The sequence below is a fragment of the Vibrio sp. 10N.247.310.17 genome (genome assembly GCF_041466605.1).
Lineage (GTDB): Bacteria > Pseudomonadota > Gammaproteobacteria > Enterobacterales > Vibrionaceae > Vibrio > Vibrio tasmaniensis_A.
Map to the genome: position 1 here is coordinate 1 of NZ_JBFSTC010000061.1, position 14,696 is coordinate 14,696.

At 43.7% G+C, this 14,696-nt stretch carries 15 protein-coding genes; 6 read left to right on the top strand and 9 right to left on the bottom strand.

Annotated elements, in window-relative coordinates:
• Nucleotides 1–11 precede the first annotated feature (11 nt).
• The 5 genes from AB6D80_RS16145 to artP all read right to left on the bottom strand — a co-directional run bounded on the left by AB6D80_RS16145 (nt 12) and on the right by artP (nt 3,810).
• Nucleotides 12–644: a hypothetical protein gene (locus tag AB6D80_RS16145; protein WP_372189053.1), complete on the bottom strand. Its 633-nt coding sequence runs from the start codon at nt 642–644 to the stop codon at nt 12–14.
• Between the two features lie 235 nt (nt 645–879).
• Nucleotides 880–1,548 carry an arginine ABC transporter permease ArtM gene (artM, locus tag AB6D80_RS16150; RefSeq protein ID WP_372189054.1) on the bottom strand — a complete coding sequence of 223 codons (669 nt, stop codon included), beginning with the start codon at nt 1,546–1,548 and terminating at the stop codon, nt 880–882.
• On the bottom strand, nt 1,545–2,231 hold the full coding sequence (artQ, locus tag AB6D80_RS16155) for an arginine ABC transporter permease ArtQ (RefSeq protein ID WP_017078229.1): 687 nt from the start codon (nt 2,229–2,231) through the stop codon (nt 1,545–1,547). Before artQ ends, artM begins: the two co-directional genes overlap by 4 nt.
• 3 nt (nt 2,232–2,234) lie before the next feature.
• The gene (locus AB6D80_RS16160; RefSeq protein ID WP_372189056.1) at nt 2,235–2,978 is read right to left on the bottom strand and encodes an arginine ABC transporter substrate-binding protein; all 744 of its coding nucleotides are present in this window, start codon (nt 2,976–2,978) and stop codon (nt 2,235–2,237) included.
• A gap of 103 nt (nt 2,979–3,081) precedes the next feature.
• Nucleotides 3,082–3,810, bottom strand: coding sequence for an arginine ABC transporter ATP-binding protein ArtP (gene artP / locus AB6D80_RS16165; RefSeq protein WP_009846803.1), 729 nt, complete (start codon nt 3,808–3,810; stop codon nt 3,082–3,084).
• Nucleotides 3,811–4,352: 542 nt separating this feature from the next.
• Here artP and AB6D80_RS16170 point away from each other — a divergent pair.
• Both AB6D80_RS16170 and AB6D80_RS16175 read left to right on the top strand, forming a co-directional pair.
• Nucleotides 4,353–6,188 (top strand): ABC transporter ATP-binding protein/permease, encoded by a 1,836-nt coding sequence (locus tag AB6D80_RS16170; protein ID WP_372189058.1) that lies wholly within the window; start codon nt 4,353–4,355, stop codon nt 6,186–6,188.
• A 220-nt stretch (nt 6,189–6,408) separates the two neighbouring features.
• Nucleotides 6,409–6,873 (top strand): thioesterase family protein, encoded by a 465-nt coding sequence (locus AB6D80_RS16175; RefSeq protein ID WP_009846805.1) that lies wholly within the window; start codon nt 6,409–6,411, stop codon nt 6,871–6,873.
• A 99-nt stretch (nt 6,874–6,972) separates the two neighbouring features.
• On the opposite strand, the gene AB6D80_RS16180 is transcribed toward AB6D80_RS16175, so the two are convergent.
• Nucleotides 6,973–9,228 (bottom strand): peptidase U32 family protein, encoded by a 2,256-nt coding sequence (locus tag AB6D80_RS16180; protein ID WP_054546343.1) that lies wholly within the window; start codon nt 9,226–9,228, stop codon nt 6,973–6,975.
• A 173-nt stretch (nt 9,229–9,401) separates the two neighbouring features.
• Here AB6D80_RS16180 and AB6D80_RS16185 point away from each other — a divergent pair, with 173 nt between their 5' ends.
• The 3 genes from AB6D80_RS16185 (at nt 9,402) to gltS (ending at nt 12,862) form a co-directional block, all read left to right on the top strand.
• Nucleotides 9,402–9,992: a glutathione S-transferase gene (locus AB6D80_RS16185; RefSeq protein ID WP_372189082.1), complete on the top strand. Its 591-nt coding sequence runs from the start codon at nt 9,402–9,404 to the stop codon at nt 9,990–9,992.
• Nucleotides 9,993–10,187: 195 nt separating this feature from the next.
• Nucleotides 10,188–11,561, top strand: a complete 1,374-nt coding sequence (locus tag AB6D80_RS16190; protein ID WP_372189061.1) for a patatin-like phospholipase family protein — start codon at nt 10,188–10,190, stop codon at nt 11,559–11,561.
• A 77-nt stretch (nt 11,562–11,638) separates the two neighbouring features.
• Nucleotides 11,639–12,862: a sodium/glutamate symporter gene (gene gltS, locus AB6D80_RS16195; RefSeq protein WP_372189063.1), complete on the top strand. Its 1,224-nt coding sequence runs from the start codon at nt 11,639–11,641 to the stop codon at nt 12,860–12,862.
• 150 nt (nt 12,863–13,012) lie between these two features.
• Here gltS and AB6D80_RS16200 read toward each other — a convergent pair whose 3' ends face one another.
• From AB6D80_RS16200 to AB6D80_RS16210, 3 genes are all read right to left on the bottom strand, one after another.
• Complete coding sequence (locus AB6D80_RS16200) at nt 13,013–13,462, bottom strand: GyrI-like domain-containing protein (protein WP_029224136.1); 450 nt, start codon at nt 13,460–13,462, stop codon at nt 13,013–13,015.
• 67 nt (nt 13,463–13,529) lie between these two features.
• Entirely contained in the window at nt 13,530–13,763 is a 234-nt protein-coding gene (locus AB6D80_RS16205) for a hypothetical protein (protein WP_004733848.1), read from the bottom strand.
• Nucleotides 13,764–13,771: 8 nt separating this feature from the next.
• Entirely contained in the window at nt 13,772–14,023 is a 252-nt protein-coding gene (locus AB6D80_RS16210) for a Rho-binding antiterminator (RefSeq protein WP_004733849.1), read from the bottom strand.
• 244 nt (nt 14,024–14,267) lie between these two features.
• On the opposite strand from AB6D80_RS16210, the gene AB6D80_RS16215 reads away from it, so the two are divergent.
• Entirely contained in the window at nt 14,268–14,633 is a 366-nt protein-coding gene (locus AB6D80_RS16215) for a cytochrome c (RefSeq protein WP_009846811.1), read from the top strand.
• The last annotated feature ends 63 nt before the right edge of the window (nt 14,634–14,696 follow it).

Below are 14,696 nucleotides of genomic sequence, written 5' to 3' on the forward strand. Positions count from 1 at the left end.
GGGATTATCTGCTAACTGCAAGATCGTTCAAGTCTTCTTAAACGATCGGCATTAGACTTCCAGTCGGCTTTTTGATTATTAAAGATCGGCAATAATGCACTAAAATCATGGTTGATGTTTTCGTAACCAGGAAAGTACTCACCTGAATATGGTTCTTTGAGTAACTCAGACACAACCATTTGGTCAATGTACCTTTCAAGATAAAATGCACGTCCTCGTGATGGCTTAGGAAGGTGCACTTTCAATCGACCCACATAGTTTGAATATTCCGTTAACTCACGGATTTTATAACTATGTGAATTCGGAATATTTGGTCTTTCTAATACTTCATAAATACCACCAAAGAGCCAAATATTATTCTCAGGATAGAAGTCAATTAATGAAAAAATGTATTTTCGAGTAAACTCATTTTTTGAACTTCTCCACGTATTCCAATGAAACCAAGTATTTTTGTCCTCAACATAAACATCTAAAGGCTGATTCTCGCCGTTCCATCGAGCACAATGAAATTTGTATTCAGTTGGATCGCTTATTCTAAGAACTGATTTTAATGTAATTCTGTCCATCATTTCCTCAAAGGCTATAATCGTTCTTAGACAGAAAAATTCTGCATTTAAATATAGAATTTTTCTATCTAGTTTCATACGCACGGCACTCTACCATGATTAATCACAGTATTTCAGTGACTTAAAACATAGATAAACTCATTGAATGACAAAATGCAGAATATTTCTATATAGTATGATTTTAGCGAAAACCTCACTGAGCTGTACGTAAACACAGTACCCACCTTACATACCCCAAACACAAAAAAGCCTGCCATCTGTGAGAACATAAATGGCAGGCTTTATACGTTACTTAAGCTTGTGAATTGCTAGCTTACGCCGCTTCGAATGCGAGGGCCTTCTTCTCTACCTGACGGAAGATCAGCGTTAATACACCATTCACTGCTAGGTAGAATGCGCCAGCAATGCCGAACACTGTGAGTGTGTCGTAGGTTTGGCCGTTGATACGCTGAGCGTAGCCCATTAAATCCATGATGGTGATGGTGCTTGCCAGTGATGTACCTTTGAAGACTAGAATCACTTCGTTCGAGTAAGCTGGAACGGCGCGACGTAGTGCGTATGGCAGTAACACTTTAAGCGTCGCAATTTTGTCCATGCCTAATGCACGACATGCTTCCCACTGCCCTGCTGGAATCGCGTTGAATGCGCCTCTGAACAGTAGCGTGCTGTATGCCGCGGTGTTCAATGCTACTGCTAACATTGCGCAGAACCAAGGTTGGCTAAGCCATGTCCATAGGAAGCTTTCACGAATCCAATCGAATTGACCCGGGCCGTAATACACCAAAAAAATCTGAACCAACAATGGTGTGCCGGTAAACAGCGTAATGATGCCACGAGTTAACCAGTGAATCGCCGGTATTCTTAGGATTAGCGTTACCGTCATCAGCAATGACAAGATACAACCAACAAGCAATGAAGCGCCTGTGAGTTGCAGACTGGTCGCTAAGCCTTCAAGCATTTGAGAGAGGTATTGTTGATTCATGCCATTGCCCCTTTGTTACCCAAACCTTGAATAGAGAACTTACCATCAATCACTTTTACCAATCTTTGTGTGATTAAAGTGATGACCAAGTAGATTGCTGCTGCTGTCGCGTACCAAGTAAATGCTTCGTGCGTTGCCGCTGATGTTAGTTGTGCTTGTTTCAACAAATCCGTTACGCCAATCAGCGATACTAATGCGGTGTCTTTCAGTAACACTAACCATTGGTTGGTTAACCCTGGTAGCGCGTGTCTTACCGCTTGAGGTAAAACTATACGAAAGAATGAACGTGATTGAGAGATACCAAGCGCGCTTGCTGCTTCTCTCTGCCCTTTGCTTACTGCTTTTAATGCACCACGCAAGGTTTGCGAAGCATAAGAAGCAAAGATAAGTGACAGTGCAACAACACCAGATAAGAACGGGCTCACTTCTATGAAGTCGCCAGTGATCATGAACAGAACTTGTGTCGAACCAAAGTAGATAAACAGTACGACCAAAATTTCTGGTAAACCACGAACAATCGTCACAAATGCAGTCGTTGGCCATTTGATTGCAATACGACGAGACATCTCACCACTTGCAAACAACACTGCTAGAACCAATCCAACCAATAGGCTTACGAACGCAAGCTGAACTGTCATCCAGCTTGCTTCGACGAGCCCTAAAGAGTAACCCGTTAATTCCATAAATTACTTACCGAAGTACTTGTTAAAGATCTTGTCGTATTCGCCGTTCGCTTTCACTGCTGCAAGTGCAACGTTAAGCTGATCTACAAGTTCTTGGTTACTCTTGTTTACTGCGATACCAAAGCCGTTACCGAAGTACTCTTGGTTTGTTACTTGGTCGCCTACATATCTTAGGTTGTCTTGCTTTTTGAACCATTCAGCTACTACCGCTGTGTCACCAAATACTGAATCGATACGACCGTTTTTCATGTCGATGAATGCATCTTGGTAGCTTGAGTAAGGTACCGCTGTTACGCCAGCCATTTGCTCAAGTAGGAAGCTCTGGTGAGTTGAACCGTTTTGAACACCAACACGCTTACCTTCTAGTGCCGCTTGGTCTGCTACTTTGCCTTCAATAGAGATGAATGCTGCTGAGTTGTCGTAGTAAGCGTTAGAGAAGTTTACTTGTTTAAGACGTGCTTCAGTGATGTCCATTGCCGAAATAGCGGCATCGTAACGTTTGAATTTAAGCGCTGGGATCAAGCTATCGAACGCTTGGTTGTGAAAAGTACAAGTTGCTTTCATCTCTTCACAAAGTGCGTTTGCTAGGTCTACGTCAAAACCTTGGATTTGGTTGTTCTCGTCCATGTATTCGAATGGTGCGTAAGTTGCTTCCATTGCGAATTTGATTTCGTCTTGTGCCGATGCATTAACAGCCATGCCTGCTGAAGAAAGGCCGATAAGTGAAGCTAGTAGAATCTTTTTCATTTTGTTACTCCGAATCTGTGTGATTTTGACCTGTGGCCATTTTTATAATTTGATTGTTTTAATCGATGTTGTGTTTAGCTAAATCTAGTGAGTCAACTTAGGTTTAATGCGTAAGATACTCGGCAAACTCGGGTGTCTGCGGGTTAACGAATGAATCGCTGGTGCCGTGTTCAACGATGTACCCTTTTTCTAGATACAGAACGTGGCTAGCAATCTTCTTCGCGAAATCAACTTCGTGTGTCACAACCACTTGAGTAATGCCCGTTCCACTCAACTCTTTAATAATGCTCACAACTTGGTTGGTGATCTCAGGATCAAGCGCCGCTGTTGGTTCATCAAACAACAACACATCCGGTTTCATCATCAGCGCACGTGCAATCGCAACACGCTGTTGTTGACCACCAGACAGTTGAAGTGGCCAAGCGTCTGCTTTGTCGGCAAGTTGAAGTGTCTTTAGCACTTCTTGAGCTTGCTTTATCGCTTCTTGTTTATCTAAACCCGCGACTTTGGTGGGAGCTTCAATTAAGTTTTCCATCACCGTCATATGTGGCCACAAGTTGTATTGTTGGAACACCATGCCAACTTTACGACGAAGTTTAAGCCCCTGCTTTTCTTGGATCTGGCTTGAAAAATCGAATTGCTCGTTCGCAATGTCTAATTCGCCGTTGTCCGCGATTTCTAACAGGTTCAATACACGCAGTAATGAACTCTTGCCCGCGCCGCTTGGGCCAAGCAATACCAAGGTTTCGCCACTTTCACAGTCAAAGCTGATGTCATGAAGAACTTGGGTATTACCGTATGATTTGTTGATGCTCTTTACTTGAATACTCATGCCACAATACTGCATTAATTGTCATTTGTTGGTTATTCTATTCAATTCGATGTTTTATGCAAGAAAAATGTATAAAAAACTGTTTTGTTGAATTTTTGTAACGAGAGTTGTGCAAAAAACAGTCGCTATAACTGGTCTTATAACCAAAAATCACAAGTTACTGATAAGCTTGATATCGAGGAAAAAGCAAACGTTTCTCTTCCAATTAAAAAATCAGTACAAGATCTAAGAACCTGTAGCTTCCATTAGCTATTGGCTTACGCTCACATGCATAAAAATTAGAATCAAATAGCTCATTTGATCTTTATTTCAAGCCTCACTTAATGCTTAATGTTCCTTTTGAACAGTATCGATTTCCTCACTTGCTAGGCATCAAAATCCGAAAATTGAGTATCCTAGGAAGCATCAGTCAGCGATGCGTGCTTTAATGGTTTCTCTTGTAAGCAACAAACATTTACGAACGACTAGCACTTGATTCGTGACAAGTACGTACAAACAACAAGCCATCTACTCTTAAAGCGACAACACATTAAGGCAGTCATATGCAAAACGATGTCTCTTCTACGCGTGACTCTACTCAGCGAACGGCTCAACGATCTACTCAAAAAGCGCCACAACCCAAACCTGAGAAGAAAAGCCTCAGTATTTTATTTGAGCTCAGCAAATTTATTCAGCCCTATAAAGGCCGTGTGATTGCAGCGCTGATCGCTTTGATCTTCACGGCGAGCTTAACTCTTTCGGTCGGACACGGTATTCGTCTTCTTATCGACCAAGGCTTCAGCCAACAATCGTTGTCAGACCTAGGCAGTGCGATTCAATTCATCATGGTTGTAGTCGTGCTGATCTCGATTGGCACCTTCTTTCGCTTCTATTTGGTCTCTTCTGTTGGTGAGCGAGTAAGTGCGGATATACGCCTGTCGGTTTTCAATCACGTGGTGACGCTTCATCCGAGTTACTTTGAAACCAATGGCAGTGGCGACATCATGTCGCGCATCACAACCGACACAACTCTGCTTCAAAGCATCATAGGTTCGTCGTTCTCTATGGCGATGCGCAGTGCATTAATGTGTATTGGCGCAATCATCATGCTGTTCGCGACCAACATTAAGCTAACGCTGATCGTGTTGGCCTCTGTGCCGTTTATCCTAATTCCGATTTTGGTATACGGTCGACGAGTGAGAGCCCTATCTCGCCAAAGCCAAGATTCGATGTCTGATGTGGGTTCTTATGCCGGCGAAGCGATTGAACACATCAAGACGATGCAAAGCTACAGCCGAGAAGCACAAGAGAAAGCGTCATTTGCGATTGAAGTGGAAAAAGCATATGAAATTGGACGTCAGCGAGTAAAGCAACGCGCGATTCTTATCTCTGGTGTGATTGTTATCGTGTTCAGTGCGATTGCAGGCATGCTTTGGGTTGGTGGCAGCGATGTCATCAACGGCACGATGTCGGCGGGTGACTTAGCGGCGTTTGTCTTCTATGCGATCATGGTCGCTTCGTCATTAGGTACGATTTCTGAAGTGATGGGTGAGTTGCAACGTGCGGCAGGTGCGACAGAACGATTAATTGAAATTCTGCAAGTTGAAAGCCATATTGTTGCGCCTGTAGAAAACCCAACATCACTGGATAACGTGACACCAGAAGTCGCTTTTGATGATGTGACCTTCTGTTACCCATCAAGACCCGACCAGCCCGCAACAAGCAACCTCACGCTAACGGCCCATGAAGGTAAAGTGTTGGCATTGGTTGGCCCGTCTGGCGCAGGTAAAACCACCCTATTTGAACTGCTGCAACGTTTCTACGACCCACAAATAGGCAAAGTAACGTTAGGCGGTGTTGAACTGAATCAGTTTGATCCGAATGAATTAAGAAAGCAGATGGCGCTTGTACCGCAGCAACCTGCTCTGTTCAGTAACGATGTGTTCCATAACATTCGATACGGAAACCCTGAAGCAACGGACGAGCAAGTTATCGAGGCAGCCAAGAAAGCGCACGCGCACGAGTTCATTCAGAACTTACCTGAAGGCTATCACAGCTTTCTTGGTGAACGTGGCGTGAGATTGTCTGGCGGTCAGCGTCAGCGTATTGCAATCGCACGAGCCATCTTAAAAGATCCGAATATTCTCTTATTGGATGAAGCAACCAGCGCGCTAGACAGCGAAAGTGAGCATCATGTTCAACAAGCGTTAGAAGAGTTAATGCGTGGCAGAACGACGATCATTATCGCGCATCGATTATCAACAATTAAACACGCCGACCAAATTGCGGTACTCGATAAAGGGCAGCTAGTAGACATCGGCGACCACCAGTCTCTCATCAATAGCTGCGAATTGTACCAACGCTTAGTTGAACTGCAATTCAAACACATTAATCGCTAAGTTATGGAGCAAATGCGTTCAAGTCATTAAGTAATGAAAGACTAAGTCCCTGACATTGTGTGGTTTCAAGCTTCAAAAACTTAAATCACACGTGTTGCAGTTTTGTTAATTTAACGGTAGGGTTTTTATTCCAATAACAACTTATCCCGATGATGGATAAGCAGATAACGTTAATTACCCAGATAACACTAATTACACAGATAAAAATAAGAGAGTTCGCATGGAAGCACTATTATCTGACTACCCGGTAGTAACAGAAATCCCTGTCGCTTGGGGAGAAATGGACGCGCTTAATCACGTTAACAACGCCGTATATTTTCGTTATTTCGAAACTGCTCGCTTAGATTTTTTCAAACATGTCGAGCTGATGGAAGAGATGGCGATTACCAAAGTTGGCCCTGTTCTTGGCGACACTTATTGTAAATATTTCAGACCAGTCACGTATCCAGATACGCTAATGATCGGTTCTCGTGTTACAGACATTCAAGACGACCGCTTCACCATGGAATACGCGATCGTCAGTAAGGCTCAGCAGAAGCTGACGACAATTGGCACTGCGACTATCGTTATGTTCGATTTCGCTTCAAACCAAAAAGCGCTGCTTTCACTGCGCTTAACCAATGAAATAGAAAAGATGAACACGTTGAAAAGCCCATGCTTCAAACAAGAAGCTGTGACGGAATAACGTATTCGCTAATTGAAAAAGACTCAGAAAATTTCAGACATTAAAAAGCCACTCGATTGAGTGGCTTTTTTTTGATCTTCTGGACTTTGAAGCTTTTGGCTATAGACCTTGCACGTATTGAGCGTTAGTTCGAACTTCAACCATCTGCTCTAGGTTCTGTTGTGAACCATCAACGCCGTCAATCAAACCTTGGAAGTGTTTGATAAGCTCTACTTTGTCTTGTACTTCTTTCGAACCCGCGCCGATGTTGGTCAGGTCAATGAAGAACTCGTCGAACAGACCTGAGAAATCCGTTACAGCGTCATGGTTTAAGAACTGCTCGTGGTTGTAAATGCTTGGGTAGCCACCCTTCTGTTTATCAACCGCGAAAGAGATGCCTTTCACGTTGGTAATCGTGGTCGCTTTCTCACACTTCAACATACAACCGGCTTCAATGCTTGGCTTGTTACAACCCACGGTTCTTTGGAAGAAACACTGGCGGCTGGTCATCATCAAGATTGGGTGGTAGATGCTGTAGAACAGTTTGAAGTTCTCTGGGCGGCGAATATGACGAATCTGGCCTTTGTTGATCTCGTTCGAAATGAAAGCACCAGCACAGTTCAGCTCTTCTTTCAGCGTAACCAGTGCGTGAGAGTTCGTGGTGTTCATGAATGGGCCAGCAACCCACTCGATACCCATTTCGTAAGCTTTGTAAGCAATACCCGTGTTGTTGGTTACGATGCGAGCTGGCTTGATCTCTTCAAGAATACGAACCGCTTCGTCGTAATCTTTACCGATCAATACTGCTGGGAACCAAGGAATCAAACGTGGGTTTGCTGCCAAGATGTCAATGTACTTGTTACAACGCTTCTTGAAGCTTTCAGGCAGTTTGAAGTAAACATCCGCGTCAGTTACGTCACACAGGTGCAAGTCTTCCACATCAGCGATAAGCATCGACATGGTTGGCTTCTCGTTAACCTTTGGTTGCTGAGGCAGTGCTGGCACTTCAACGTGCTTAATCACTTTCACAGAACCGTTTAAGATGAAATCGATTTCGTCTTTTAAGACCGACACTTCTTTCAAAGGAAGAATCAGACCTTCATCTAAGTTGTCGTAGTTACAGTTTTCAAGCGTATGAACCGCACTCTTCACTGATTTGAAACGCTTCTCAAGTAACGCCTGAGTAATCGCAGTCTCTTTAGCTGTTGCCAATAATGATTGAGATTGAACCGTAAAGTTTTCTTTTGGTGTGTTCACTGTCACCGTAAATGGTTGACCCACCTTAGCGCTAAACGACAATGACACGGGTGTTTTACGAATATCAAGGAACTCGATCTTGTCGCGCATTTCGCTGCCTAGGGCATTTTTCGCTTCATAAAGATCGCTGGTCACTTCTTGAATTTGTACCACTGAGATTTCATTGTTTTCTTTCGTCGCTTTATCAACGGCGTAGTTCATGCTGTTGTCACGAGGATTATCAATGAACATGTCTTTCGTTAGGTTGCCCTTAAGGAAAGAGTTGGTGAAATCACGGTTGAATACTTTGTGCAGGTTTGAATCGTCTTCGATCAACAAACCACTTTCTACAAAGCTATCAATCTGTTTGCGCCACGTATCAACGACTGTGTATACGTAATGTGCGCCTTTGATACGGCCTTCAACTTTCAATGAGTCGACTTTCGCGTCAACCAATTCAGGTAGGTCGTAGTACGCTGAATTATCTTTCAGGTTCAGTGGAAACTTGTTTCCTGCATCAGTGATTTCGTATTCATCACGACATGCTTGGCTACAACGGCCACGGTTACCTGAGTTACCCACACTTACTGAGCTTGAGTAACATTGGCCAGAGAATGCGATACACAAAGCACCGTGTACAAACACTTCGGTTAGAACATCGTGGTCGTGTGCTACTTCCGTCAGCATTTTGATTTCTGGCAGGTTCAATTCACGAGACAAGTTAACGCGTGTTGCGCCAATTTTAGACAAGAACTTAATCTGGCCTTCGTTGTGTGTCGTTAACTGAGTCGATGCGTGAACATCTAACGATGGGAAATGCTTTTTCACCAAATCGAACAAACCAAGATCTTGGACGATGATGCCATCAAGCTTAGTGTTCACAAGCTGGTTCAACAGTTTAGTGATGCTCTTAATTTCATGCTCCAGCAGCACAACGTTAAGAGTCAGAAACACTTCACAACCGTATTCATGAGCAAGGCGAATCACACCATTCAACTCATCTAACGAAAGGTTAGAGGCTCTGTTACGAGCGTTGAAGGTGTCTAAACCACAATAAACCGCATTGGCACCGGCCACGATAGCGGCTTTAATCGCCTCGACATCGCCACCTGGGGCTAATAACTCAATCTTTCTGCTCATTTTTGAAGTCGCTCACTTACTTATAATTTTTAAGGCGCGTATTCTACCTACAACACGATCTCTTTACCACCTATCAACACTTTCCAAACTAAATGACCTCAATAATGCCAAACGAATTCGATTTACCTATCCTTTATTCTTTAAGACGCTGCCCTTACGCTATGCGAGGAAGGATGGGCATCGCACTATCACAGCAGAAAGTGTTACTTCGAGAAATTGTTACCAAAGATAAGCCTAGCGAACTATTGGCCAGTTCGCCAAAAGGTACCGTTCCGGTATTGGTGTTGCCAGATGGACAAATCATAGAGCAGAGCTTGGATGTGATGAACTGGGCACTTCAGCAAAACGATCCTCAAGATCTTCTTCGTTCAAGTAATCCAACACTGAGCCAACAAGCCCACCTGCTCATCAAAACAAACGATGAAGATTTTATTGGCCACTTAGAAAAGTACAGAGCGTCTGTTCGTTACCGAAACATCGATGTTGAACAACGCCGACAAGCCTGCGAAGCGTTCATTAGTCAGTTAGAAGCGCTACTCACCGATCAACCCTACTTTTTCGGAGAAACCCCAAGCTTGGCTGACTTCGCGGTGATGCCTTTTGTCAGCCAGTTTGTGCGGGTCGAAAAGAAGTGGTTTGTGCAATCTGAATACCAAAACGTAGGACGTTGGTTAAGAGCGCACTTGGAAAGTAAGCTCTACACCCAAGTCATGAAGCAATACCCTTTGTGGAATGAAACCAAGCAAGATTGTGTTTTTGGGTAGCATTAAGTCGCTATGAATTGCTGAAGATAACTCTAGATTACTGAAGATGACTGTAAACAGTTCTAAATAAGCTTGAATACCTCTAGATTGTTATGAAAATCGTGACACTGAATTACAGGTGACGCCATTGATGGCATATTAGATATCAACGAAAATAGCCTTTCACTCAACCTCAACGTTAGTTTGAAATGCGCTATGCCAAAAAACAAAGTGAACACGCTCAACACACCTAGTCCCGATTTTAAGGGGTTCGCGAAAATTTCACTGTTAGTGGCCTTCTCGCTTGCCCTTTCAGGCTGTAGCGCGAAAAACAAAGCAACCAACACAGGCCAATCTGCCGCGCAGCAGAATCAAGCCTACACGGCGAAGAGCTTCAATAAACCCAATAGCAAAGTCACGTTGATCCTCTCTTTCTCTGGTGGCGGCACACGTGCGGCAGCGCTTTCATATGGCGTGTTGCAAGCATTGCGCGACACCAACATCGAAATCGATGGTGAAACGGTCAATCTGTTAGATGAAGTCGATATGATCAGCTCGGTATCCGGTGGCAGCTTTACCGCCGCCTATTATGGTATCTATGGCGACCAGATATTCGAAGATTACGAAGAAGCATTCCTTTATCACGAAGTCTCGAAAGATCTGCTTTCCATCCTTTTATCTCCTACTTATTGGTTCTCGTACGCCACCAGAACAGACAAAGCCACCGACTATTACAAAGCCAACATCTTCGGTGAAAGCACGTTTGCCGAGATGCACCGAGAAAATGCGCCCTACATTGTGATTAACGCAACCGACATTTCAACGGGTTCGCGCTTTTCATTCACACAAGAGTACTTTGACCTGATTTGTTCAGACTTAAACAGCTATTCCGTGTCTAGCTCGGTGGCCGCCTCTTCTGCTGTCCCTTTTGTATTTACTCCTGTCGTGCTTGAGAACAAAAACGACTGCGACAAAACAGACCACATACAACCCTTATTCGACGACACCAGTTACCGCAACCGAAATCTGATCAAGTCGTTAGAGTCATATAGCAATAAGGATGATGTGAGTTATCTCCACCTTGTGGATGGCGGGATTACTGACAACCTCGGTTTGCTGTCGGTGTATGAGATGTCTGAATACTTGCGTTACAACAACAACGAAGAGCTGAAAAACTTGTACTACACCCAGCACGCGCGTCCTATTGTCATCATTTCGGTTGATGCATCGACGAACCCAGAATCTGGCATTGGAGAGTCAATTGAAGCGCCTTCCATGAAACAAACGGTGGACGTCATCACCGATATCCAGCTGCATCGCTATAACGACACAACAAAAGATTTGATCGTCGACGAGTTGCAGTCTTGGTCGGAGCTGGCCTCTCATCAAGGTCGTAAGGTTTCTCCCCACTTCATTGAGATCAGCTTGAATAAATCAGACAACAGTGCCAAGCGATACTTGCTCAATCAAATTCCGACGGACTTTATGATAGACAAAGAAAACGTCGACCTATTGATTGAAGAAGGTAACAAACAACTTGTTGCCGATCCGGAATTTCAAAACTTCTTATCATTTGAATATAATAAATGATGCTAATCTAGTTGCTTATTAAAGTGCAACCTGGCAATCAAAAATCACGTCATAATTTCACCTTTACAAGGATCACTATGGAATTTGAAAACAACATCTTACATCTCGGGTCATTCTTTGCTGTGACCATGGGGATCGTGGTTCTATTTATCGGTCGGAGGCTCAATCAGGTCATCGGTTTTTTGAAAGAGTTCAGTATTCCAGAACCTGTCTCTGGCGGGATTTTGGCATCGCTCCTGTTCGCGGCTCTTTACGCGACAACCTCAATCGAAGTGCAGTTTGATCTGTTTGCTCGCGATGTATTATTGGTCTACTTCTTTACCACGATTGGTATTAACTCAAGTTTGAAAGACCTGTTCAAAGGCGGAAAGCCCTTGGTTATTTTGCTAGCAATCACTATCTTCTTCATGATCATGCAGAACATCGTCGGTATTTCTGTCGCATCAATGTTTAGCCTAGAGCCTGTCTTTGGTCTACTCAGCGGAAGTATTTCACTGATTGGCGGACATGGCACCGCGATTGCTTGGGCACCCAAGGTTGCAGAAGAGTTCGGCCTAGAAAGCGCAATGGAAATTGGTATCGCCAGTGCAACGTTCGGGCTGATTTTAGCCAGCCTTATGGGCGGTCCTATTGCAAAGTTTCTCATCAAGCGTCATAACCTCAAACCTACTGATGAACAATCAGGTTCAATCGATTCAAATGCCAAAAAGCAACAACAAGCCCTCACATCATTTCAATTTTTGGACGCCGTATTAGCGATCCATATTTGTGTCATTGTCGGCGCGTTGCTTAATGAATTGATCAGTCAAACAGGATTACAACCTCCACTGTTCGTATCGTGTTTGTTTGCGGGTATCGTGATCACCAACGTAATGCCAGACTCCTACCCTAGAATTTCGGGCGCAAAATGGCCGACACGCTCGCCCGCTATCGACTTAATTGCTGAAATCTCCCTGGGTACATTTTTGGCGATGTCACTAATGAGCATGCAGCTTTGGACGCTCATTGACTTGGCGGGTCCTATCTTCGCGATATTGGCAATGCAGCTGCTACTGGCCGTGATAATCAATATCTTCATCGTGTTCCCATCAATGGGTAAGACCTATGATGCGGCTGTTGTATGTGCTGGGTTCGGAGGGATTTCGTTAGGTTCAACACCGACAGCCATGGCGAATATGTCGGCAGTAAGTCAGAAGTATGGGCATTCAGCACAAGCCTTCATCATCGTGCCATTGGTATGCGCGTTCTTCATTGATTTAGCGAACGCCCTGATTATTCCTTACTTCATGAGAATGATGTAGCTGACCTTTGTTAAGACGGTACACCACAATTTGTAAAAGCGGTCTACCGCAATTTATTTAGGCGGTGTACCCCAATAAAAAGAGCCGCTCGTACAGAGCGGCTCTTTTGCTAATGACTCAATTTGACTATCACTAACGACAACCCAAAGCTTATTGAATCGCTATCGAAATCTCGACTTCAGTTTCACCTTTGTAGAATTCAAAATCTGTTGTGTAAGTTCGAACATGTGGGCAATCTGCAGCGTTGAAATACGCCCACACTTCACCCCATAGGTCGATCACTGCTTGAGGGAGTTCACCTTCAGCAGAAAACGTTAAGTATTTACCTGCTTGTATTTCGGTTTCGACAAGCGCATCTAAATTGTTATCGGTGAGTGCGCTAGTACAAGCGATGACATCAAATTCACCCGTAAAGTCAGACTCGTAGTTTGTGTAGACACCATACACTTTTGAATCAGGCGTTAATTTTGGAAACGCTTGGTCAAAAAAGCCCTGCCACAATTGCCCTATCTTGGCTTTGGCTGGGTCAATCTCATCGGTATTAGTGGTTCTTACTGAAAAACCATACGCCTTTACGGCTTCAATCGTTTCTACTTTCATTCGTTTTATTCCTAAGCCAATTGACGATCTAACTGTATTGAATCCAATGTTTTGTAAAATAACGCGACTAATCTTGTATCTCTTTATGGCCACACTTTTCACAGACAAGGTGACGAGAAAACTCATCCATTGACGCGATAAACGGGCCAAGGAACCAACCTTTTATCATGCCTGCCCAAAACTCGCTTCGCTTTTGGTTAGGTTTGTCTGCAAACGCACTCGTCTTTCTGACCAACACAACAACATGTTGTGTGTCTTCTCTGCACGCGGTGCAATAGCATTGTTCTATGGTGTTATTCATTTGAAAGCCTATGACGTTTTGAATGAAATCTGCTGAAAATGAGGATTGTCGACACAGACTTCTAGTGTGGAAAGATCAGTGAGTACGACAAGTTGTTCTACACCTTGAATACTGACCTTAATGCACTCTTCACGGCTATCATTGCGTTGAGTATCTAATCCGACACATTCAATCTGCTCGCCAGACTTCAGCGTTAATTTGATTGGGTATCGGTGCATACACACAATCTCAATATAATCGTAATCGTTGCAACTAATCATAATACCCCTCCAATTCATCCACCACGCTAATGCGACACGCCATACTATGCAATATGCATATAATCAATCATTTACCCAAATCACATTGATGTTCGTCCGAAACTAAACTTGTTTCTAAACCTATTTCTAAATTTGCTTCTAAACCTAATTCTAAACTTAGCTTAATCCAGCTTAACCCATTCACGTTTCTTCTACTCACGCCTGCTTATTCTTTCATTGTTAAATAATAATCGAGAACAAAACAATGAAAACCATGAACCATTTACACGTGTTAGCTTTTTTAGGATTAGTCACTTCAATGATGACGTTTAATGCAAGTGCCGCCTCTGAAATCGATGCGAGGCACTTTGCCAATGGTAAAGCCAAATACACGCAGCTTTGTCGGGTGTGTCATGGCGACAAAGGACACGGTGATGGCCCCACTGCCGCTTCATTGCCACACAAGCCCGCCAATATCGCTAATAAACTAGGCGGCTTTTTTACCAGTCCAAGTTCTTTGGCGGATGACATTTTAGAAGGTAACGTAGAACAAGGTATGCCAGCATGGCAAGGTGTTATCACAAAGCAAGACGCGTTAGATGTCTTGTCATATATAGATTCAATTCAGTAAATTTTCACTTGTTTGAGCATTCTTGTATAAACACCATGAGGGGCTACATTGTCACGCGTGGCT

Bases quoted from the DNA above. Each gene is read 5' to 3' on its own strand.
- AB6D80_RS16145 (WP_372189053.1), bottom strand. From the start codon at position 644: ATGAAACTAGATAGAAAAATTCTATATTTAAATGCAGAATTTTTCTGT.
- artM (WP_372189054.1), bottom strand. From the start codon at position 1,548: ATGAATCAACAATACCTCTCTCAAATGCTTGAAGGCTTAGCGACCAGT.
- artQ (WP_017078229.1), bottom strand. From the start codon at position 2,231: ATGGAATTAACGGGTTACTCTTTAGGGCTCGTCGAAGCAAGCTGGATG.
- AB6D80_RS16160 (WP_372189056.1), bottom strand. From the start codon at position 2,978: ATGAAAAAGATTCTACTAGCTTCACTTATCGGCCTTTCTTCAGCAGGC.
- artP (WP_009846803.1), bottom strand. From the start codon at position 3,810: ATGAGTATTCAAGTAAAGAGCATCAACAAATCATACGGTAATACCCAA.
- AB6D80_RS16170 (WP_372189058.1), top strand. From the start codon at position 4,353: ATGCAAAACGATGTCTCTTCTACGCGTGACTCTACTCAGCGAACGGCT.
- AB6D80_RS16175 (WP_009846805.1), top strand. From the start codon at position 6,409: ATGGAAGCACTATTATCTGACTACCCGGTAGTAACAGAAATCCCTGTC.
- AB6D80_RS16180 (WP_054546343.1), bottom strand. From the start codon at position 9,228: ATGAGCAGAAAGATTGAGTTATTAGCCCCAGGTGGCGATGTCGAGGCG.
- AB6D80_RS16185 (WP_372189082.1), top strand. From the start codon at position 9,402: ATGGGCATCGCACTATCACAGCAGAAAGTGTTACTTCGAGAAATTGTT.
- AB6D80_RS16190 (WP_372189061.1), top strand. From the start codon at position 10,188: ATGCCAAAAAACAAAGTGAACACGCTCAACACACCTAGTCCCGATTTT.
- gltS (WP_372189063.1), top strand. From the start codon at position 11,639: ATGGAATTTGAAAACAACATCTTACATCTCGGGTCATTCTTTGCTGTG.
- AB6D80_RS16200 (WP_029224136.1), bottom strand. From the start codon at position 13,462: ATGAAAGTAGAAACGATTGAAGCCGTAAAGGCGTATGGTTTTTCAGTA.
- AB6D80_RS16205 (WP_004733848.1), bottom strand. From the start codon at position 13,763: ATGAATAACACCATAGAACAATGCTATTGCACCGCGTGCAGAGAAGAC.
- AB6D80_RS16210 (WP_004733849.1), bottom strand. From the start codon at position 14,023: ATGATTAGTTGCAACGATTACGATTATATTGAGATTGTGTGTATGCAC.
- AB6D80_RS16215 (WP_009846811.1), top strand. From the start codon at position 14,268: ATGAAAACCATGAACCATTTACACGTGTTAGCTTTTTTAGGATTAGTC.